The organism is Sporosarcina ureae DSM 2281 (assembly GCF_000425545.1).
GTDB lineage: Bacteria > Bacillota > Bacilli > Bacillales_A > Planococcaceae > Sporosarcina > Sporosarcina ureae.
The window spans coordinates 1-20449 of record NZ_AUDQ01000030.1; the positions used below are offsets into that span (position 1 = coordinate 1).

Sequence of the window (20449 nt, forward strand, 5' to 3'; positions counted from 1 at the left end):
CAATCCCGCGAGTTTCAATAATTGGCGTGGATGATCGTAATGGGCAAAACTACCGATTTCCGATAGTAAATCAATGATGGTTGCGTCTCCAAGCCCTGGGACTGTTTGGAGATACTCGTACTCAACTGTAGCCCGAATAAACTCTGTCAGCTGTTCTTGAAGCGATGCCAGTTCCTTCTCAAGTTGGCGATAACGTTGAACAAGTGTGGCAATTTCAATACGGGCCATCTGTTGTCCTTCTGTTACGCCTATAGAAGTACGCGCATTTTCAATGAGCTTTTTTGTCTTCGGCAACTGGGGAGATTTCATCCCCTCTACCGTCCGGTAGGTTGCCAGTAGTTCTGACGGTTCCTGATTCACTATCTCAGATGGGAATGGAGTACATTCCAAAACGGCTAGCGCCATTTTACCAAACGCTGGAAATATTCCTTGGAACTCGGGAAAGTACCGATCAGTCCAGCGAATCATCTTGTTTTTTATCGCGTTCAATTCTTCAGTAAGATTACCTTTCAAAGTCGAACCAACCCGTAGTTCTGCCTCTGTCTTCCTTAAAATTCTAGGGTAGCTGTAACGTCCATCTTTCACCAAACGGGCGATGACGAGGGCATCTTTTGCATCGTTCTTTGTTTGAAGATTGTCGTCCAGCTCCTTGGACTTCTTTACATGCATGGGGTTGCATACGACGAGGGGGATGCCCCGATCATCGAGAAAGTAAGCCAGGTTGAGCCAATAGTGGCCGGTAGGTTCAATACCTATGATGACATCACTTTTACCAAATTGTTTCTTAGCGTTTAGAATACACTCATAGAAGTATTCGAACCCATGGCTTGATTGATGAACAGGGAACGATTTCTTAAGAATCAGGCCACGTTCATCGACCATGCAGGCGTAATGTGTGCGCTTGGCGATATCCATTCCGATAACTAGCGTCTGATCCGTGACTTGATTAATCTTTGCGTTTTGCGTAAAATTCATGATGAGTCCTCCTTGGTATTTAAATTAGGGGTCAATTCGTGCTGATTTGACACCCCGCATCATACCAAGAGGGCTCTTTGTGTTCAAGTCCCCGAAAAAGCTTCTAACAGGAATGCTCCATTTTCATTTCACTGTAAATAATGAGTATTGAACACCACTCGGCAAACGTTCACCCGTAGCGACAAAAATATGTTTATTCATCCAGTCATACTTAGAAGAATCCGTTTCGAAAATTGGAGCATGTCTGAAGTAATACTGATCAGCAGGCACCTTTTCACCGCTGTTCAATTTTCCAAGAATCTCTTTAGGGCCCGTACGAATTCCACGATAAGTCATTAAGATTGTTTCGTGATCGTCTGTTTCAAGGACAATCTTCACGTCTTGGATAATTGTTCCGTCTTCTCTGACTGTTATCCAGTCCGAACCACCAGGCAATACACTCGCTTCGAATTCCGGCCCTGTTAGCTTACCGCCAGTTACTCCAATGATTCGTCTTCCTGAACCATTATATGTTTTATTTAGAACAGGAAAATCAACTTCGACTTCTAATGTCATATTACATAAAAACTCCAAATTAGGTGCTTCATAAAATTTCATAAAAAACTCCACACTTTCTTTTATAATTTATATTTAATAAAATAAAAAACGGCATTAACCAGAAGGCAAAATTATGCCTATTGGTTAATGCCGTTATTAACTGAGGTATAAAGGTATTGGGTACCTTCTATCAGCGAACAGGCAGACTATTTTTCAATCTCATCACAATAACGTTGATGAGCATTTTTTAAAGCTACAATAACTGATTGTTGTGATGGAGCAATAAAGTTCTTTTTAATTCTTTCAATAATCTCATCTAACTCATCGTAGAAATTAGAATCAACCAATAATTTAGAGAAATAATTTGAAGCCAAGCTAGTTATAAAAGTAAATTCTACATCCACAATTCTATGGGTCTCTTTGTCGATCTCCATGACTAATCCAGCATGTTTAAACCGTTCATACATCGCCGAACCTTGTGGAGCTTTTGAATACGCAGTCACTAATATAGTATCCAATAGAAAAGACACCTCTTCAATAGGTATTTAAATTGTACATTAATCTTATCAGTATGTATTTTTGTTGTCAACATTCAAATAACTCTGCGAAGTACAAGCTACATTCATCAAACCTTCTATTTTAATTACGTAGAAATCATTATTGAATTCATTATATTCACAAATATGCTTGACTTGTAAAATTTCGTTTGTTACTATTGTATTATATTTCTGATAATTTACGAAACTAACATACGCATAGTATTTATTTGTTCCTTTTCTATCTTTCCCTTTCATGTAAGGCGATAGAGAAATACAATCTTGCCTTTATCTAGTTGGAGATACTTCTATCTTCACTCATTAGATTGTGACGGCATTAATCTGGAGATTTCCTCTCAGCAGATTAATGCCGTTTTTTTGTTTCTCCAGAAATAAATTAGCAACAAAGAAATATTTAAAGTGACTTTCACTACTTTGTAGATGAATTCATTATATATTCAAAAGAATAGAGGGAAAAAGATGAGCATAATTCGTCGGTTCAACAATGTAATGTGGTCTTCTCACCACAATACGAAAGATTTACTAACAATGAAAAATGTGAGGAATGGTGTTTCTCAAGTATCTCCTGCCATTTCAGAAGGACAAACACCTCCTCCCCGACAAACATACAGCACAAAACAATTTCTCGGCTTACTACTCGGACCTATTTTGTTTTTCTTGATTCTATATGCGCTACCACTAGAAGGGTTGAGCAATGAAGGGAGAGGTGTATTTGCAACTATTGTATTAGTGGCTACATGGTGGATTTTAGAAGTTATGCCCCTTGGAATCACTTCACTGTTACCCATTGTACTGTTGCCGTTATTGACGGATGTAACAGGAAAAGAGGCAGCTTCCAGTTATGGAGATCCTTTGAACTTTCTATTTTTAGGTGGATTCGCCATAGCACTTGCACTTGAAAGATGGCGTCTACATGAGCGTATTGCTATAACAGTGATTGGTATCATCGGCACAAGCATGTCTGGTCTAGTGATTGGATTCATGCTTGCAACTGGGTTCATTTCTATGTGGGTATCGAATACGGCTACTGCTTTACTGATGATACCAATCGGCACAGCCATAGCGACTAAGGTAATTGATTTAATGAAAGAAGAGAATGTCTACACACCTGAGGAAGATACGAAATTTACAAAGTCCATCATTTTTGCAATTGGTTTTGGTGCAACAATTGGAGGAAGTGCAACACTAATCGGGACTCCCTCCAATTTAATATTAGCTGGCTTAACAAAAGAAATACTTGGAATTGATATTTCATTTGCTAAATGGTTTATTTTTGCATTTCCTATGATTGTCATATTAATGGCATCTGCAGCATTCTACATTACAAAGTTCGCCTATCCAATGAAAGTGAAGAAATTGGAGAAAGGTCATATCTTTGTAATGGAAACCAAAAAAGAATTAGGCAAGATGAGTTACGAGGAAAAGATGGTTTTAACTGTTTTTCTACTAACGGCTTTCATGTGGCTAACGCGTACATTCATTTGGGTTAACTACATTCCTGCTTTAACCGATACAATCATCGCAATTACTGGAGCAGTTTTACTTTATTTAATCCCTACAAAACGTGGTGATAATGGCCGCTTACTTGATGGTAGTTCTATAAAGAAAATGCCATGGGATGTATTGTTGCTAGTAGGTGGTGGACTTGCCATCGCAACCGGATTCAGCAAAACCGATTTAGCCGTATGGTCTGGTGATCAACTACTAGCACTTGAAGGAACTTCATACATTACAATACTAGCAATCACTACAGCTATTGGAATTCTGATGACGCAAGTTACACCAAATACCGCTACTGCAACAATTCTTATTCCTATTGCAGCTACGCTTGCTGTAGCAATTCAAGTCGATCCACTACCTGTCATGACAGCAACTGCACTGGGTACTGGATTTGCCTATATGATGCCTATTAGTACACCTTCCAACGCAATAATTTTTGCAACAGGAAAAATCACGTTCACCGATATGATACGAAAAGGTGCATGGCTCACAGCATTAACTCTTGTTTTGATTATTCTATTCGTCTATTTCTTATTCCCAATAGTGTTTTAATAACAAGTACTGAAAGGAAGTTTTAACATGAACATACACTCTATTTTTATCCACATTGTAGAATTACCAACTATCAGACCACATAAGCTATCTATGCATACTATAACAAAACAAACTATCGTCGTCGCTCAAATAAACGATACTGAAGGCCTCACAGGTTGGTCAGAAGTTGCAACAATAGGAGGAGCTTCTTATGGTGAAGCAACTCCAGAGGCTATTAAAGTAAATTGTGAAACGTATATAACACCGCATCTAATCGGAAAAAATCCACAACAATTTAATTTACTTATGTACGAAATTTCAAAAACTGTTTCAGGGAACTACTTTGCCCGCGCATTAATTGAAGGAGCGCTAATTGACTTGGCAGCAAAACAGAGAAACATTCCCGCTTACGATCTCTTGGGTGGAAAAACACATGACTCGCTTCCAGTTGCATGGACTTTGGCAAGTGGAGATACGGGTAAGGATATCGAAGAAGCAAAGGAACTACTTCTACAGAAAAAACACCGTATTTTCAAGTTGAAGATTGGTGTTGGGGACGCTATGGAGAATGTGGAGCACGTACTGAAGATTAAAAAAGAAGTAGGTGACGGTGCTAGATTAACTGTAGACGTTAATCAAGCTTGGGATGAAACAACTGCTAACTATGCGATAGCGCGTCTCCAAGATGGTGGTGTTTCAATGATCGAGCAACCACTGCCGAAATGGAACTTTGAAGGCATGAGTCGCTTGACTGAGCGCTTCTCTGTACCCATTATGGCAGATGAAGGTGCGAATTCGATTCATGAAATATTCCAGATAGCTAAACACCGATCGGGAAATAGTATCGCTCTTAAAGTGTGTAAAGCAGGCGGACTACAAGCAACAAAGACAGCAGCTGGCATTGCAGAAGCTGCGGGACTTGGGTTGTATGGGGGAACAATGATCGAATCTTCATTAGGAACAGCCGTTGGACTTCACGTATATTCCACTATTCCCCATTTGGAATTCGGCACAGAACTTTTCGGTCCTTTATTGTTCAAGGATACAATTACAGCCAATAATATCGAGTACAGTAATTTCGAAGTTGTTGTTCCAGATGGCCCCGGCTTTGGGATGATTATTGATGAAGAAAAGTTGGATCACTACAAGAGATCTTAAACTTGGTTAATTTTTAGTAGTCGCTAACTGTAGAGATAGATATGGAAATACTAAAAAGCAAAATCAAGGTTGGGATAAAACTAACTCCCCACTTCCCCTGCGCTCCGGTACACTCTGATTATCTAAGTTTTTTACTGACATGAATGAACAAACAAAAGCGTAAAGGATGATCATTCCTTTACGCTTTTGTCTGATCTGTCCCAGCCTTGTTTTTGCATCTTCACGAAAACTTGTATTTCATTGATTCATTATATTATTCAAAAAAAACGTCTATGAAAGTATCTGCTATATAAGCTGAACTAAAGATTTTAGAAAACACTTAGTTGATTGGAATGGCAGTTAAAATCAAAAGATAAACAGCAACAGTGCAATACCTTTTATGCTTACTTATACATAAGACTCTTTCTTTTGTGCCCAATAATAAACACCTAAACCCACTGCTATGTAAATAGAATAAAATATGTACAATGAGCTGAAGCTAATTACCCCTACAAGGACACCTGCTAAAAGCGATCCCCCACTAATACCTATATCAAAAACGGACAGAAAAGTAGCCAATGCAACAGGGTGACGCTTGGGTTCTGAGTTTTCCAAAACTACTGTTTGAAAACTAGGAAAGAGCGTACCCCAGCCTCCTCCTATAAATGCAGCGGCAATAAAAAATAGTATTGCATTAGTCGTTAAACCAAGAACTAACATACCTATTGCAAATGAGACTATCGCTGGAAAAATAATTGTGTTTGCTCCATACTGATCATACCAGCGGCTGGTTAGCGGGCGTGTCAGCAAAAGTATAACGACATAAACCACAAAAAAGTAACTAGATTCGAGCCCAAGCCCTTGTTCAACAGCAAAAACTGCCATAAAAGATAGAACTGATGCGTATGCAGTACCAAAAAATGCTCCAGTAATCGAAATACGTAGTACAGACTTTTCAAATAATGCTGCTCTTTTTTCACCGACAGAACGTTTCACAACGTCTTCTTTAGGCAGACGTGTCATTAAAGCAAACAAAAAAGCGACTAGCGAACAAAAAGCACTTACCCAAAATAAGAGATTTAAACTAAACGTCTCTAATGTTGTAAGCCCAATAAATGGACCAATCACCATACCCAGATTAGTGGATAAGATGAAGTACCCCATCCCTTCACCTTTTCTCGATTCTGGTACAATGTTAGCTACAATAGCAACTGTAATGGTAGTAGCCATTCCGAACCCTAAACCATGAATGAATCGTATGATAAGAAGCAAGGGAACAGAGTCAAAAAAAACATAAAGAAATGAAGCAGTTGTAAAAAGAATGAGTGATACAATCAACATAAATTGTTTACCATAGGTCTCAATCCATGGTCCCATTAACGGTCTAATAATAATTGCAGCACCAATATAGACGGTTGTAAACAACCCAGCTACGGTACTTGTCGAACCATAATGCGTTATTGCGACAGTTGGCAAGGTAACGAGTAAAGCGAAATAGGCCACAATAAAAAAGAAGTTTGCTGCCGATATAAATAAAAAGTTGCTTGTCCATAAAGAGTTGCTTGTCCATAAAGAGTTGCTGTGCATTAATAGTTCACCTCACAAAAAATGTGAAACATTGAAAGTGTGACTTGAACCGCAAATTAATTCTACCCAATCAATTTTCAATTGATTGGGTAGAATTAATTTTTGCGCTCATACGTCTCGATCAAAGCTTTATACTTCTTAACGAAACTAATTAAAACCTATTCCTCTTTCATTGTTAATACCCTTAGTTCATCTACTAATTCTGGTACTTCCTTTTTCAAATACCCCCACTCGGTATCATAAGCTAAATCCAAAAACTTTTCTTCTTCAGCTTTAGGTAGTTTGAAAAGTTCAACGCCATTTTTATCCAATTCCTCAATTTCTTCTTTATCAAGTTCTGTATAGTACTCTACCATTTCTTTCTCATATTCAGCTGTTGCCGCAACAATTGCATCGCGGTCTTCGGTTGAAATTTCATCCCATTTATCATTATTCATTAGTATTGTACAGTTTTGTGTCCAAAAAGGATGATCTAAAATATATTTAGATGAATCAGTCCAACCATCCTTTCTTGGTCCATTAAATCCACCATAAACAAACCCCTTAACAACGCCTGTTTGTAAAGATGTATAAACTTCTGAAGGATCAATCATTGCAGAAGCAATTCCTAACTTTTCAAAAAAACGTGTATAGTTAGGTGCTGATCGTATAGGCATGTTCTTTAAATCATCTACGCTATCAATCGGCTCGTTTAACCATAGTCTTGGAGAACCTGTTAACCATCGACCTAAGTACATAACGTTCATTTCTTCATGCCGATCCACCATTAAATCGTAAAACCCATTTTCTCTTTCTTCCGATGGTGTTAGTTGTGATAAAGCTATGCTAAGCGTTTCCGGTGCGAGTGATTGGTATTGTCCAATATACGTAAAGTTAATATCCATAACACCAGAATTCATTGCTTCAAATTGCTCGCCAATCGGTATTACGTCCGCGCCACCGCGCCAATTCACCTTCACTCTGCCATCTGTTGCATCTTCTACTGAGTCAATCCAATCATAGAGTGTTGCAGTTAAAGGATGATCTTTTGGTAAAAAACTAACGGCATTCAATGTTACTCCTTTAGAACCACTGCCGTTCTCATCTCCGTCTCCACTTGAGCAAGCCGTTAAAAGGCTCACTAGAAGAACAACTATAAGCGCCTGATATATTTTTAGACTTTTCATCATGGTCTTCCTCCTAATTTATAATTTCACAAAATTAATTACTTAACAAAGCTTGGTAACCATAAAGTTAATGATGGGAATATAATTATTAGTGCCATTATTGCTAAATTCAACAAAATAAAAGGGACGACTGCTTTATAAATTTCTTTCATCGATATAGAGTCTTTTGGAATCACTGCTTTCATTGCAAAGAGATCCATACCGAAAGGTGGTGTAATTGTTGCAACTTGCATATTAAGAAGCATAATTGCTCCAAACCACAAAGGATCGAACCCCATTGTTCCTGCAATAGGCATTAGTATCGGAAGTGTCATCATCATTATTGATAAGGGTTCCATAAAACACCCAAGGATTAATAGTACGATTTGAATTATTACCAAAATAATAAGTGGTGGGAATTCTAAGTTTCCGACAATTTGAACAAGGCCTTGTGTTACGCCTGTGTAACTTAAAATTTGACCAAATGTAGTGGATCCTATAATAATCATAAAAATCATAACACTGGATCTTAAAGTCCCGGTAAGTGAGTCCCAAAATTTTTCCCAAGACAGACCACCGTAAAAATAAGACAGGACAACGGTTCCCAACGCTCCTAAAACCGCACTTTGTGTAGGCGTTGCAATTCCAAGTATAATAACGCCTAATAAAAGGAACACGATAAATCCAAGCGGCAAAATATATTTAACCGTTCCTATAAGCTTTTCAGATAAAGATACTTTCTCGACATCATAGGCGGGAGCCAATTCTGGCTGCAAATAACATCTAATAATAATATATAGGACAAATATTACTGCCAATAAAAGACCCGGTACGACAATTGCAAATAGGAAATGTCCGACAGGGATTGATGCAAGTGATGCAAGCAATATACCTAATGCAGTAGGTGGAATCATAGTGGCAAGCCCGGCACTACCAAGTATTGGTCCAACAGTCATTGCCGGACTATACCCCTTTTTCTGCATATCCGGAACTAATAATGATCCCAATAACGCAGTACTCGCTACACTCGATCCACTTAGAACTGAAAATAAAGTTCCACTTCCAACAGCAACAATACTTAATCTACCTGGTAAATTCCCAAACCATTTTCCGACCGCTTCAAAAACTTTAAAACCTAAACCCGTCCTAAACATAATCTCACCCATTAAGATAAACATTGGAATAGGTAATAAAGAAAACTTCGATACGGAAGAAAATATATTTAAGATGAGTTGGTTGAGTCCCGCTTCTCCGTTCCATAATACGATAACGCCTATAATATTTATTGTTAAAAATGAGAATGCAATCGGTAATCCTATCATAAATAAAATAAAAATACTTCCAAATACTAGCGCTAAAACGCCCCACCATTCCATTTAATTACCTCCTAGCTTTTCTCTCTTCTTGATTTAAGTTTATTGATCGCAGATAGGAAGTTTCGAATGAATTGTATGAAAACAAATAAAAAGCCAACTGGTATGACGACTATTAGCAAAGAACGTGGGATTTCTAGGATAGTCTCTGTTTTTATATCCCTCATATGTAAATTCCAAGTTGCCAAAAATCCATAAACCGTAATAACCAAAGAGATGATGGCCCCTATACACGAATTCAATATCTCCATGCGCATTCTATTTTTTTCGCTTAGTCTATTTAATAATAAGTCTAGCTTAATATGTCCATCTTCTCTCAATAACCAAGCAACACCTAAAAAAGTTAAAAATACTAGAAGATATTCAGAAACCTCTAAAACCCATGGAAATTGATAACTGAAAAACTTTAATGAAACAATATCACCGATGATCAATAAACTAATGATGATGATTACTACTCTACCCAGAATTGCCATAAAGTTTATAATAGAATCCAAAAGATTACTTATTCTTAACAGCACACTCATCTCCCCCTTTCTTGTATAGATTCTATTAATATAAACTTGTTATATTTAGCTAGATCTAGACTGTTAATAATTGATTACTTATTGGACTAAATAGCTGCTGCAAAAGGATAAAAAATAACCCCCTAAATATATATGATATTTAGGAGACTAAATAGTAATCAACAATCCTACATTAAGGACTTTCTATTTCTTGAGGTACTCCGCTTTTTTCAGGAATTTTAATGAATTCAAAACGCTGTAGCAAATCAATAAATTTAGTGAGCACTTTCAGTTGATAATAGCTCAACTTTTCTTCTTCAAAATCATAAAATCCTTTTTTAGCTTTCATCCCAATTTCGCCGCTCTTCATTTTCTCTTCAATTATTTTCGGGGGGCCAAACCATTCATCAAAAAGGATCACATACGATTTTATCTTTTTAATATTGATAACCCCCTTTTCCCCTAACTTTTACTTAACCTCATATAGTTCCTATTCAATTTCAATGCTTGCACCCATTGCTGCGATTGTTCATAGCAGTCGCCAATTTCAAGTATCTTTTTATCCGTAAATGGTTTTCCGATTATTTGAAGCCCTACTGGAAGCTCCGATTTTGTGAATCCACAAGCAACAGATAGTGCTGGAAAGCCAAGGATGTTTGCGAGTGGTGTTTTACCAAGTGTAAACATATTACTTATTGCTTGTTCAGGAACCATTGTGCCGATCTCAAACGGCGGTTGGACGTTTGTAGGTCCAATAAGCGCATCTATTCCACTCATCTGCTTCATTGTGTTTTGTACGAATTGTTTTCGAGTTCGCTGAGCGTTTATATAATCTGTCGCTGAAATGTCTCGGCCAAATTGGAATCGAAATTTCAAATCATCTCCATATAAATCACTATGTTTTATTAATAAAGGATCATGGAAAGATACTACTTCTGATTGAGCAATCGTTTTCAAACCATCAAGTGCCTCATTAATGCCAGGTAAATCAATAGGAACGATTTCAGCACCAAGGTACTTTAATTGATCAAATGCTTGTTCAATTACACGCTTCACATCTGTATCAATACCCGAATACATATAGGGCTCATAGAAACCTAGTGTAATCCCTTTCAAACCCTTTAATGATTCTTTGAAATAAATTGAATGATTCTTCTTAACTGAAGAGTGATCTTTCGGATCATAGCCCTTCATAACCTCTAACATAATAGCAGCATCTTTTACTGTTCTCGTCATAGGTCCAACATGATCAAGTGACCAACTAAATGGAAAGCCTCCATACCTGCTTACTAGTCCATACGTAGGTTTAAACCCAACGGTTCCACACATTGCTGCAGGTAACCGGACAGAACCTGCGGTATCTGTCCCAATAGAACCAAAAGCCATTCCTGTAGCTGTTGCGACAGCAGAACCCCCACTAGATCCACCAGGTGTTTTTGTTATATCCCACGGGTTTTTTGCACTTCCGTAGTGAGGGTTTTCAGTTGTTGCTCCCATAGCAAATTCATGAAGATTTGCTTTTCCAATAATAATAGCTCCTGCATCCTTCATTCTCTGAACAGCAGTAGCATCTTCATCCGGTATCCAATTTTGAAAAATTTTTGATCCACCCGTTGTACGGACCCCCTCTGTTTGCAATAAATCCTTTACTGCAATCGGAATACCATGCAACGGTCCACGGATTTCACCATTTTGTTGCTCAGACTCAAGTACCCTTGCTTGATTAATCGCTTCATCTTCCATAACTGTTATGAATGCTGTCAGTGCAGGATCATACTCCTTGATACGGCTTAGCGATAGTTTTGTTAATTCTACTGGAGAGACTATTTTCTTTTGAATTAACGAACCTACTGACTCAATAGTTTCGAATAGAAGTTCACTCATCATAATCCTCCCCAACATTTTCTAGCGAAAAAGTAAATGCAGGTTCATCCGGTAAAATCTCCGGTTTTTCTATCCCCATAATAGTAATTAAATAATCGTTTAGATTCACTTAAAAATCCTCCTTTGAACTAGTTAGCGAGTAGTGTGATACGCTAACTTAAGAGATTTCGTTTCGTGCATGTTTACTAAATCATTTTTTAGAATACTTGAACGAGTCTAGGTTTATGATAGTGCCCTACTATATTAAAAATAATATAATTTGTGGGAACGTAATTAGTAATGCTATAAATGCGACATACGCAACTAGGAAGTACGATGCCCCCTTAAATACGGTTGTGATCGGAGTCTCCTTAGTCAAGCCCTGTACAACAAAGATATTCACACCGACTGGCGGTGTAATGGCTCCCATACTTGTCACAACACAAAGCAGAACTGCAAACCAGATAGGATCATAACCAAGAGCTATTACGGTTGGATAAAAAATTGGGATGGAGATAATTAAAAATCCTAGAGCATCCATGATGGAGCCGCCAATGACATAAACAATCAAAATAGCAATTAGCACAAAGATTGGTGCAACTGGAAGATTAGTCACCCATTCAGCTACCGTATATGGGAGTCTGGTAACTGTTAAAAACCGTCCGAACACCATCGCCCCCACCACAAGCATTAATACCATTGCAGATGAACGGAGAGTACCAGTCATCGCTTCTAGAAAATTTGCTTTTGTCATCTTTCCCATAACTATGGAAATAACAAATGCACCAAATGCACCAAATGCACCGGATTCAGTCGGTGTGAAAAAGCCAAAAAACAACCCACCGATAACGAAGACAAATAGCCCCGCAACAGGAATAACACCTACCAAGGATAAGAGTCTTTCCTTCATGCTAGATTTTTCACTCGCTGGTCCAAGTGTCGGTGATTTTACACATAAGTAGACAACTGTTGCAATCAAGAGCAAAGTTAAGAAAATACCAGGAATTATACTCGCTACAAATAGTTCTTTAACTGATACCTCCATTTGCAAGGCAAGAACGATTAGTACTGTACTTGGAGGGATAATAATACCGAGTGTTCCGCCTGTTGCAATACTTCCGGTACTAAGGGCCTTATCATATTTATATTTCTCAAGTTCTGGGAGAGCCATCGTTCCCATTGTCGCGGCAGTGGCTGAATTGGAGCCGCAGATAGATGCAAATCCCGCACTGGCTAAAATAGTTGTACTTGCCATACCACCTCGAAAATGTCCAACCCATTTATACGCTGACTCAAACATTTTCTCTGTAATCCCTGTTCTAAAAACAATTTCTCCCATTAAAATATAAAGTGGAATAACACTTAGTGAGTAGCTAGAAAATTGATTCCATAAATCAGCGCTCAAAACATTAAAGGCTGCTTTAGGTGAAACAGCAACTATCAGTCCTATAAAACCGACAATAAACATCGTAAAACTAATTGGCATCCTTAAAAACATGAATAAGAACAATGTTAGGATTCCCAGTACCGCTAATAGATTCATATCCATTTTAGGATGCCTCCTTCCATATCAAGATTGTTTCTTTCACAATAGCTAAAACTAATCCTATGAATCCAATCGAACTGAAGATTACGATTGGATAAAATGAAAATTGTATTGTTTGAGATACTACTCCATTACTTCCTAGGTTTAGACCGAACAGTAGAAGTTGCCAAGCTGCTACTAAGAAAAAAGAAGCGCTTAAAACATTCATAAACGTGTGAATTATTCTCTGTAACATAGAAGGAAACTTATCCAAAAGCATATCAATATAGACATGTCCTTTATTTAATTGCGCATAGCCTAAAGCAAAAATACCCGTAATTGCTCCAAGCCAGCTTACTATCTCTACTGTCCCTGCAATTGGATCAGAGTACATACGCTTGATAGAATTAAATACAATCAATAACATCATCGACATTAGAGCCATGCCAGCAATAACAGCTAGAAATCGGTTTAAATAGTCAGTAGTCTTAAAAAATAGATTTGATGTAGATACTACTTTTTCTTCATGTTTGTCTTCTATAAATGAAGCGCTTTCAATATCGAATTCTACTATTTGCTCGTTTCTCATTCGTAAACCCCCGAATCTAAAGGAATAACTCAATCAGCGTTATTATATTTTTCGATTAACTCTTTCATCTCGCTCAAGTATTCCTCTGCTGGAAGACCCTCATTTTGTACATCTTCAACAAATTCTTTTTGCATATCGCTAAGCTTTTTATCCCACTTCTTCATTTCTTCTTCTGATAATTCAACAACTTCCAGTCCTTCAGAGTCTATACTCCATTCTATAGATTCTTTAACGTGACTATCCAAGTAGTCTCCAGTAAATTCAGTCATTTCGGTATTCAATTCTTCAATTACTGCTTGAACGTCCTCAGGAAGCGAGTCCCATTTTTCTTTATTCATGACGGCAATAAATGTATTTAACGCTAATGGATAATCTGTAACATATCCAACTATTTCCGCCAGTTTGGAATCCTTAAGTATCTCCCTGGAAGATACGTAACCTTCAACAATTCCCGTTTGCAATGCTTCTGGCACTTCCGCCTGCGACATTCCAACAGGAGCAGCCCCAAGTTCCGACATAATTGGCGCAAGAGCACCAGCTATACGTAACTGTTTTCCTTTTAAATCGCTTAAAGACTTTATAGGCTTTTTACTTTGTATATATGCAGGTTCTGTTGCAAATGTAGTGATGATCTTAAAGTTATCAAGTGCCTCTGGTGGATAATTATTAACTAAATCAGCAGTGACTTTACTAGCAACTGTTGCGTTTTTATAACCTGAAGGCATATCCGATATTGACAAAAGTGGAAATCTACCAGGTTCGTACGATGTAGAAGTTAAACCTATATCTGCCGTGCCATTCTCTACTCCGTCATACATATTATTGGCTTCTAATAAGGTTCCACCGGTAAATAAATCCACTTGTACTTTCCCATCTGTTCTTTCTTCAAGACGTTTTTTCCACTCTTCCATTTGAATAGCAGGGAATGTATTAGGTGGTGCAAAAAAAGCATAACTAAGCTTAATCACATCATCATTTTTTCCCGCGCTTGCTTTCTCTTCATTTCCACCACATGCTGACAGGATTATTACCAATAAAACTAACGACATTGAAATAAGCAACCTTCTCATTCTTCCACTCCTCTTTAAAAACATTAGAAACTTTCATTCACTTTCCAGTATTTATTAATTTTCTACTAAGAAAAATGGTCGTCCAATTGAAGCTTCTAATCGGAAATATCGATCTATCCCTGCGTCACGGAATGAATGCGTCATGTTTGTTACCGTTTGCAAGTCAGGAATATTGTAAAGGAAACATGCATGCCAATTAGTTGGACCTGCATGCCCTGCAGTTAAAATGTCTCGGTCAAATGTTCCTAGCAGTTCTGATCCATTACTTTCCCATTCTTTTATTATAGATTTCAATTTAGGTAATAATTCATTCTCTTTTTGCTCTTGTGTAGTATCAAACCAGCCCGTCGATTCAAAAGTTATAAAAACTCTTAGTGGATTCGGTATTTGTGGTGCTCCATGTACAATTTTTTTCATTTTTTCCAGCTCCTCTTAGTTTATAAGTATTTACCTCATGAATAATCCGCCATTAATATCAAACGTGGAACCTGTAATATAACCAGCGGCATCTGAAGCAAGATATGAAACCATACTGGCAACTTCCTCTGCTTCACCAAATCTTTGTACCGGTATACTTTCTCTCATTTTCTCCAATTTAACTGGCTCAATAGTATCCATTTCTGGTGTCTGAATAGCTGCCGGTGCAACTGCATTAACTGTAATTCCTTGACCAGCCAGTGATCTGGCAAAGGACTTTGTAAGCACAAGTTGACCTGCTTTTGAAGCGCAATAATGAGCACCGGATGAAAGCGGTCCTGCTTGTCCGCCAAAAGATGAAATGTTAATAATACGTCCACTCTTTTGTCGTTTCATCGTATCTAGTACAGCTTGAGAGTAGAAAAACGTTCCTCCAAGATTAACGGATAAAATTAGATTCCATTCTTCTTCCGTTATATCTTCAACAGACGTCTCTTTTCGAACTCCAGCATTATTTATCAAAATATCAATTCTTCCCCAATGCTCTACTATGGTCTGCACACTTTCTTTAATTGCATTCACATTCGATACATCCATAGCTATAAACATTGTTTTGGAAGAGGCATATTGGCTTACTAGTTCTGACGTCTTCACTTCGTTTAACAACTGTTCATTTACATCTACAAAAACAACACGTTTCCCTTCTAAGAGAAAGTTTTCAGCAATAGCGAGACCTAATCCCTGACCGGCCCCTGTTATAATGGCTACTTGGCTTACCGTATTTTTTTGCACAGTTACACTAGCCCCTATCTTTATAAAATTCAATACACCTTTAGATACTGGTAACCAACTCTTGAAGTGTACTTATGTTGGATTAAACCAGAATGTTCTTCATAACTTTCATTGCATTCTGACCAGAAACTTTAACAATGTCTTCAATTGAATAATTCTTTTTTATCATCCAACCTATCATATTCTTCATTGCTTCCGATGGATTTTCCAACCCTTCAACATACGAGGATTCATTAAATTCCTCTCCACTATGTGAAGCTGAAATGCCCAACATATCATCAAACGCATGTTGCAAGGCTACATGATCTCCAAAAAATGTATCTGGCCCAAAACCAACATGATCAATTCCAACTAAATCTACAAGGTACTCAAAATGTTCCATCACTGAGTGTAATGAGTGTTTAGGTAAACTTTTAGTCAAAGTCGTATTGGGTGCAGCACAAACCCCGATGATCCCACCTTTTTCGGCGCAAGCTTGCAACACATTGTTCGGTTTCATCCTAGGTGTATTCCATAATGCACGCGCTCCTGCATGTGTCATAAGGACAGGGTCACGACTTTCCTCAATAACATCCAAACTTGTTTGATCTCCACAATGAGAAATATCGATTATCATACCTAGTGTATTCATTCTTTCAACAACCCGACGCCCAAACTTAGTTAAACCACCATCTCGACGTTCGATTAGTCCTGAACCAAGTGTGTTTGCTTCGTTATACGTGATACCCATACACCGAATACCAAATCCATAAAGAATATCTACACGATCCAGCTCATTTTCAAGGATACTTGCTGCCTCTAAAGAGGGAAGGAGCGCAGTTTGCTTCAATTGCTTAGCTTTAGTTAAATCGTTATAGGACCGTGCAATGGTGACTGTATTTTGATGTTGAATGTCTGCATATCTCATTCCAAGTAGATAAATAACATCATCCCACTTCAAGCCATTCTTAGATGTAATCGTCGAAATTCCATCCATAAAGTTTTCAAAAATGATATCAATTCCCGATTCAGCAATTCCCTCATAATGGAAAAACGTATGTAACTCTCCACAATACGGTAAAATATCTTCAGTTTTTTCAGGAACAATGAACCCATGATCCCTAAGCGATACAATGTAGTTTTCCGTCATAATTTGATTTAACTTATTCTCTTCATCTGCAGTCAGATGAAGAGAATAAGTTGGAGTACGGTTTAGATCTGTTGCCAAGTTATAATGTTTATAGTCTCTATTAGCTTTTAGATAGTTAAATGATGTATATCCTGCGTATTGTTTCTTATTCATTTATTTTCTACTGCCTGTTTTTTCTTTTCAAATTGTTCTTGTAATGGAAATGCTTCTTGCCACTTTTTATTTTTGTCATCATAAAGTCCTTCACTATACAACGTTTTTAACGATTGATTTTCCAATAATAACGGCTCTTGCCCCTCTTGGAACGCTTTCGCTTGTTGTAATAAGATCCGACGCATATGGATAATTGGTAAGTCGCTTGTTCCAAGTTTCTCGCGTGTTCGGTCTACGATTGTTCCCATTGTTTCAGTTGCGGCGTGGTCTTGGTTTGCAATCCCACGGATACCGGTGAAGTTCCCTGTTTTTTGTAAGTCACGGTCTTGATTATATTCAACATCTGCATTGACCACTTTTCGTAGATCCTCATCCAATTTCAGTCCGCGACGAGCGTGCTGTGCTTCTACGTCAATCGCTCGATCATGAGCGAATTGCACATCCCATGTCCACGTACTATGATCATCTCGCGGAACAAAGGCATGCCACATCCCATCTTCACCGCCAAAGCGTGGTGGATACGTATAGAACGGGAAGATATAATGAATTTCCATAAACGCATTCTCTTCTTCTGTGCCGATACCCACTGCGATGCAGCGCTTCCCAAAGTTCGTATCTTGAACCGATTGTTTCACCGGAGGGTTTTTAACAAGTGGATGATTCGGGTCAATTCCCAAATCACTGCTCAAAATTCCATCTTCCACTTCTTGTGTCGCATGCGCTTTATGTAAGAACGCAGCGTGGACAAAGTCCAGATCATTTTCCATCGCTTGTGCATAGTTACATTCCTGCCATACCCGTTCTACTAAATTATTTTCCCTCGGAAGGTTCATCCAATAAAAGTCTGGGAAAGCCGGTTCCGATTCTTTCGGTCCCATATACGTCCAGATAATGCCACTTACTTCTTTTGTCGGATAGCTTTTTAATTGAACTGATTCTCTGAATTTCCCATCCGTTGGCTCTGATGGAATTTCCGTGCACTCCCCGTCTGTATTGAACTTCCAGCCATGATACATGCACCTTAGGCCACAGCCGTCATTAATTCCATAATAAAGTGAAGTCCCACGGTGCGGACAGCGCTCATCAACTAGGCCCACTTTTCCTTCCGTATCGCGAAATGCGACCAGGTCCTCCCCCAATAATTTCACGCGTTGAGGCTTTCCGTCACTAATCAACTCTTCTGTTTGAAGGGCCGGAATCCAATATCTCCTAAATACATCGCCCATCGGCGTGCCTGCATCGGTCTGAGTCAGTAACTGATTATCTTCTGGTGTTAACATTCAAATACCCCCTAATTTAATAATAGATTCCTAGTTCGGACACAATTCATTTTTTCAATAGATGCTGTTCTCACCTACTATTTGGATAATCCATTTACACATGATCATACATATGATAGCGTTTTCATTTCATAAAAAATTGATTAGCATAAATATCAATGAATCGCTAAAGTCGAATCATTGAATTGTATGGGATACCAATTTATTAAACAGAGTATTTTAAATGTCGTTTACTTCTGTCAAATGAATCCCTTTATTGGTTGCACTCCCAAATGTACCGATCCCGCTCCATCGTACATACTTTCGTTGAGGAATGCGTGTTGGGTAACAACCATTGCATCTCGTAAATATCGTTGCAACGGATGTCCGTCGTAAATAGCCGAAGTACCTGCAAGAAGGTAAGCAGATTGTACTGCGCTTGCTCCCTCACGCGCAGCCTGAGCCGCCGCTAGACGTAGCATACTTGTTTGATCAGCTGAGACGTCTTCACCTTTTAGGATTGATTCCCAAGCGGATTCGGTAGCTTCGTAGAAAAAGGCACGTGCCGATCTAAGCTTGGCTTCTGCTTTTGCCACGGAAATTCGTACGTAAGCACGATCAGCCATTTTAGGTGCACCAGTGATACCAGAACGACCTGCCATCAAAGAAATTTCATTAAGCGCAGCACGTGCCACTCCAAGATTGACCACTGCCAGCACCTGTGCTGCATAAGCAATCGAAGGGTATTGAGAAATTGGCTCTTCAATTGAAGGAGTACCGCCACGTACAAACGTCCATTCATCAGGAACGAAGACATCTTTCACGCGCAGATCATGACTTCCTGTGCCACGCATCCCAATAACTTCCCAGTTTTCAATAATTTCTACATCCTCTGGTCTTAGAACGGCAGTTAATGGTTTACCGCCTTCTCCTGTACCAATACCGACACCAAGAATGTCTGCTCCCTTACATCCACTTGCAAACTTCCAAAGACCATTAACAATCCATCCACCATTTACTCTCTCTGCAGGCTGAACTGGAAACAAACCACCTGCGAAGGCCACATCAGGACCATTTGCGTAAAGTTTTGCAAGTGTTTCTCCTGGTAGAGCTGCTAGGTATACAGCAGCAGATCCAAAGCTTGCTACCCATCCAGCTGAACCGTCAGCTTCAGAGATACTTTCAATTAATTTAAGGAATTCCATTGGTGAACTACCATCTCCACCTAAACATTGAGGTGTATGAGCGCGATAAACACCCATTTTTTTCAGTTGCACTATCATATCCTTTGGTACATGTCGCTTCTTTTCAAATTCATCACGTCGAGCACGAACTTCTGTTAACACCTGGTCAAACCGATTTTTATTTTGGTTTTTTAATTGGCTAGTCATAATTTCTTCCTTCCTATAACTTATTGTTTTACGCTACAATATTTGGATTTCCCCATTGGTAATGAAGATGATGTAAACGTTAAACTAGATTCAACAGCTTTCAACAAATAAGAATCAACAGTTTTCCACAAAAAAATCTACTTTCTATATACTGAAGCTAGTCTATAGAAAGAGAGGTATAGGAAGTGGAAAAGTGGATGGTTTACAATGAAATACATAGATTGCGTAAAGAAGGATTCTCTAACAGTGCAATCTCCAGAAAGCTCAAAATTTCTAGAAATAGGGTGATTGATTATGGGAAAATGAAACCAGATGAATTCTTCAAATTCACATTGTCTTTACAGACTAGAAGTAAGAAGTTAGATCCCTATCGAGATCAAATACTTGAATGGTTAAAGGAGCATCCGGAT

The 20449-nt window shown here is 38.4% G+C and carries 19 protein-coding genes; 2 read left to right on the forward strand and 17 right to left on the reverse strand.

All coding sequences use genetic code 11. The features are described 5' to 3' along the window. The 3 genes from H605_RS0116560 to H605_RS0116570 all read right to left on the reverse strand — a co-directional run. Positions 1-975 (reverse strand): IS110 family RNA-guided transposase (locus tag H605_RS0116560; protein WP_029055211.1); only part of this gene is annotated, 975 nt, incomplete at its 3' end. A gap of 123 nt (positions 976-1098) precedes the next feature. Further along, a complete protein-coding gene (locus H605_RS0116565) occupies positions 1099-1572 on the reverse strand; it encodes a DUF3237 domain-containing protein (protein WP_029055212.1) in 474 nt (157 codons plus the stop codon). A gap of 146 nt (positions 1573-1718) precedes the next feature. After that, entirely contained in the window at positions 1719-2030 is a 312-nt protein-coding gene (locus tag H605_RS0116570; RefSeq protein WP_232321267.1) for a DUF3870 domain-containing protein, read from the reverse strand. 498 nt (positions 2031-2528) lie between these two features. On the opposite strand from H605_RS0116570, the gene H605_RS18225 reads away from it, so the two are divergent. Both H605_RS18225 and H605_RS0116580 read left to right on the forward strand, forming a co-directional pair. Further along, entirely contained in the window at positions 2529-4121 is a 1593-nt protein-coding gene (locus H605_RS18225) for an SLC13 family permease (protein ID WP_037562325.1), read from the forward strand. Positions 4122-4148: 27 nt separating this feature from the next. Further along, positions 4149-5261, forward strand: a complete 1113-nt coding sequence (locus H605_RS0116580) for a muconate cycloisomerase family protein (protein WP_029055214.1) — start codon at positions 4149-4151, stop codon at positions 5259-5261. 387 nt (positions 5262-5648) lie between these two features. On the opposite strand, the gene H605_RS18230 is transcribed toward H605_RS0116580, so the two are convergent. From H605_RS18230 to H605_RS0116655, 14 genes are all read right to left on the reverse strand, one after another. Then, positions 5649-6827, reverse strand: coding sequence for an MFS transporter (locus tag H605_RS18230; protein ID WP_037562321.1), 1179 nt, complete (start codon positions 6825-6827; stop codon positions 5649-5651). A 158-nt stretch (positions 6828-6985) separates the two neighbouring features. Continuing rightward, positions 6986-7996 (reverse strand): TRAP transporter substrate-binding protein DctP, encoded by a 1011-nt coding sequence (gene dctP, locus H605_RS0116590; protein WP_029055215.1) that lies wholly within the window; start codon positions 7994-7996, stop codon positions 6986-6988. 35 nt (positions 7997-8031) lie between these two features. Then, complete coding sequence (locus H605_RS0116595) at positions 8032-9348, reverse strand: TRAP transporter large permease (protein ID WP_029055216.1); 1317 nt, start codon at positions 9346-9348, stop codon at positions 8032-8034. Positions 9349-9359: 11 nt separating this feature from the next. After that, on the reverse strand, positions 9360-9866 hold the full coding sequence (locus H605_RS0116600; protein WP_029055217.1) for a TRAP transporter small permease: 507 nt from the start codon (positions 9864-9866) through the stop codon (positions 9360-9362). 178 nt (positions 9867-10044) lie between these two features. Then, positions 10045-10272 (reverse strand): hypothetical protein, encoded by a 228-nt coding sequence (locus H605_RS0116605; RefSeq protein WP_029055218.1) that lies wholly within the window; start codon positions 10270-10272, stop codon positions 10045-10047. Between the two features lie 41 nt (positions 10273-10313). Next, entirely contained in the window at positions 10314-11735 is a 1422-nt protein-coding gene (locus H605_RS0116610; RefSeq protein WP_029055219.1) for an Asp-tRNA(Asn)/Glu-tRNA(Gln) amidotransferase GatCAB subunit A, read from the reverse strand. 238 nt (positions 11736-11973) lie between these two features. After that, on the reverse strand, positions 11974-13263 hold the full coding sequence (locus tag H605_RS0116620; RefSeq protein ID WP_029055220.1) for a TRAP transporter large permease: 1290 nt from the start codon (positions 13261-13263) through the stop codon (positions 11974-11976). A 1-nt stretch (position 13264) separates the two neighbouring features. Further along, positions 13265-13828, reverse strand: coding sequence for a TRAP transporter small permease (locus H605_RS18235; protein ID WP_051210650.1), 564 nt, complete (start codon positions 13826-13828; stop codon positions 13265-13267). A gap of 29 nt (positions 13829-13857) precedes the next feature. Further along, positions 13858-14877: a TRAP transporter substrate-binding protein gene (locus H605_RS0116630; RefSeq protein WP_232321268.1), complete on the reverse strand. Its 1020-nt coding sequence runs from the start codon at positions 14875-14877 to the stop codon at positions 13858-13860. 75 nt (positions 14878-14952) lie between these two features. Then, a complete protein-coding gene (locus H605_RS0116635) occupies positions 14953-15315 on the reverse strand; it encodes a hypothetical protein (protein ID WP_029055222.1) in 363 nt (120 codons plus the stop codon). Between the two features lie 30 nt (positions 15316-15345). Next, positions 15346-16107 carry an SDR family NAD(P)-dependent oxidoreductase gene (locus H605_RS0116640; protein ID WP_029055223.1) on the reverse strand — a complete coding sequence of 254 codons (762 nt, stop codon included), beginning with the start codon at positions 16105-16107 and terminating at the stop codon, positions 15346-15348. An 82-nt stretch (positions 16108-16189) separates the two neighbouring features. Beyond that, positions 16190-17389, reverse strand: a complete 1200-nt coding sequence (locus tag H605_RS0116645; RefSeq protein ID WP_029055224.1) for a dipeptidase — start codon at positions 17387-17389, stop codon at positions 16190-16192. Then, complete coding sequence (locus H605_RS0116650) at positions 17386-18669, reverse strand: Rieske 2Fe-2S domain-containing protein (protein ID WP_029055225.1); 1284 nt, start codon at positions 18667-18669, stop codon at positions 17386-17388. The genes H605_RS0116645 and H605_RS0116650 overlap by 4 nt, the downstream gene beginning before the upstream one ends. Before the next feature lie 239 nt (positions 18670-18908). Beyond that, a complete protein-coding gene (locus tag H605_RS0116655; RefSeq protein WP_029055226.1) occupies positions 18909-20039 on the reverse strand; it encodes an acyl-CoA dehydrogenase family protein in 1131 nt (376 codons plus the stop codon). Positions 20040-20449 lie beyond the last annotated feature (410 nt).

Coding starts and splice junctions, on each gene's coding strand:
- H605_RS0116565 (WP_029055212.1), bottom strand. CDS start 1,572: ATGAAATTTTATGAAGCACCTAATTTGGAGTTTTTATGTAATATGACA.
- H605_RS18225 (WP_037562325.1), top strand. CDS start 2,529: ATGAGCATAATTCGTCGGTTCAACAATGTAATGTGGTCTTCTCACCAC.
- H605_RS0116580 (WP_029055214.1), top strand. CDS start 4,149: ATGAACATACACTCTATTTTTATCCACATTGTAGAATTACCAACTATC.
- H605_RS18230 (WP_037562321.1), bottom strand. CDS start 6,827: ATGCACAGCAACTCTTTATGGACAAGCAACTCTTTATGGACAAGCAAC.
- dctP (WP_029055215.1), bottom strand. CDS start 7,996: ATGATGAAAAGTCTAAAAATATATCAGGCGCTTATAGTTGTTCTTCTA.
- H605_RS0116595 (WP_029055216.1), bottom strand. CDS start 9,348: ATGGAATGGTGGGGCGTTTTAGCGCTAGTATTTGGAAGTATTTTTATT.
- H605_RS0116610 (WP_029055219.1), bottom strand. CDS start 11,735: ATGAGTGAACTTCTATTCGAAACTATTGAGTCAGTAGGTTCGTTAATT.
- H605_RS0116620 (WP_029055220.1), bottom strand. CDS start 13,263: ATGGATATGAATCTATTAGCGGTACTGGGAATCCTAACATTGTTCTTA.
- H605_RS18235 (WP_051210650.1), bottom strand. CDS start 13,828: ATGAGAAACGAGCAAATAGTAGAATTCGATATTGAAAGCGCTTCATTT.
- H605_RS0116630 (WP_232321268.1), bottom strand. CDS start 14,877: ATGTCGTTAGTTTTATTGGTAATAATCCTGTCAGCATGTGGTGGAAAT.
- H605_RS0116635 (WP_029055222.1), bottom strand. CDS start 15,315: ATGAAAAAAATTGTACATGGAGCACCACAAATACCGAATCCACTAAGA.
- H605_RS0116645 (WP_029055224.1), bottom strand. CDS start 17,389: ATGAATAAGAAACAATACGCAGGATATACATCATTTAACTATCTAAAA.
- H605_RS0116650 (WP_029055225.1), bottom strand. CDS start 18,669: ATGTTAACACCAGAAGATAATCAGTTACTGACTCAGACCGATGCAGGC.
- H605_RS0116655 (WP_029055226.1), bottom strand. CDS start 20,039: ATGACTAGCCAATTAAAAAACCAAAATAAAAATCGGTTTGACCAGGTG.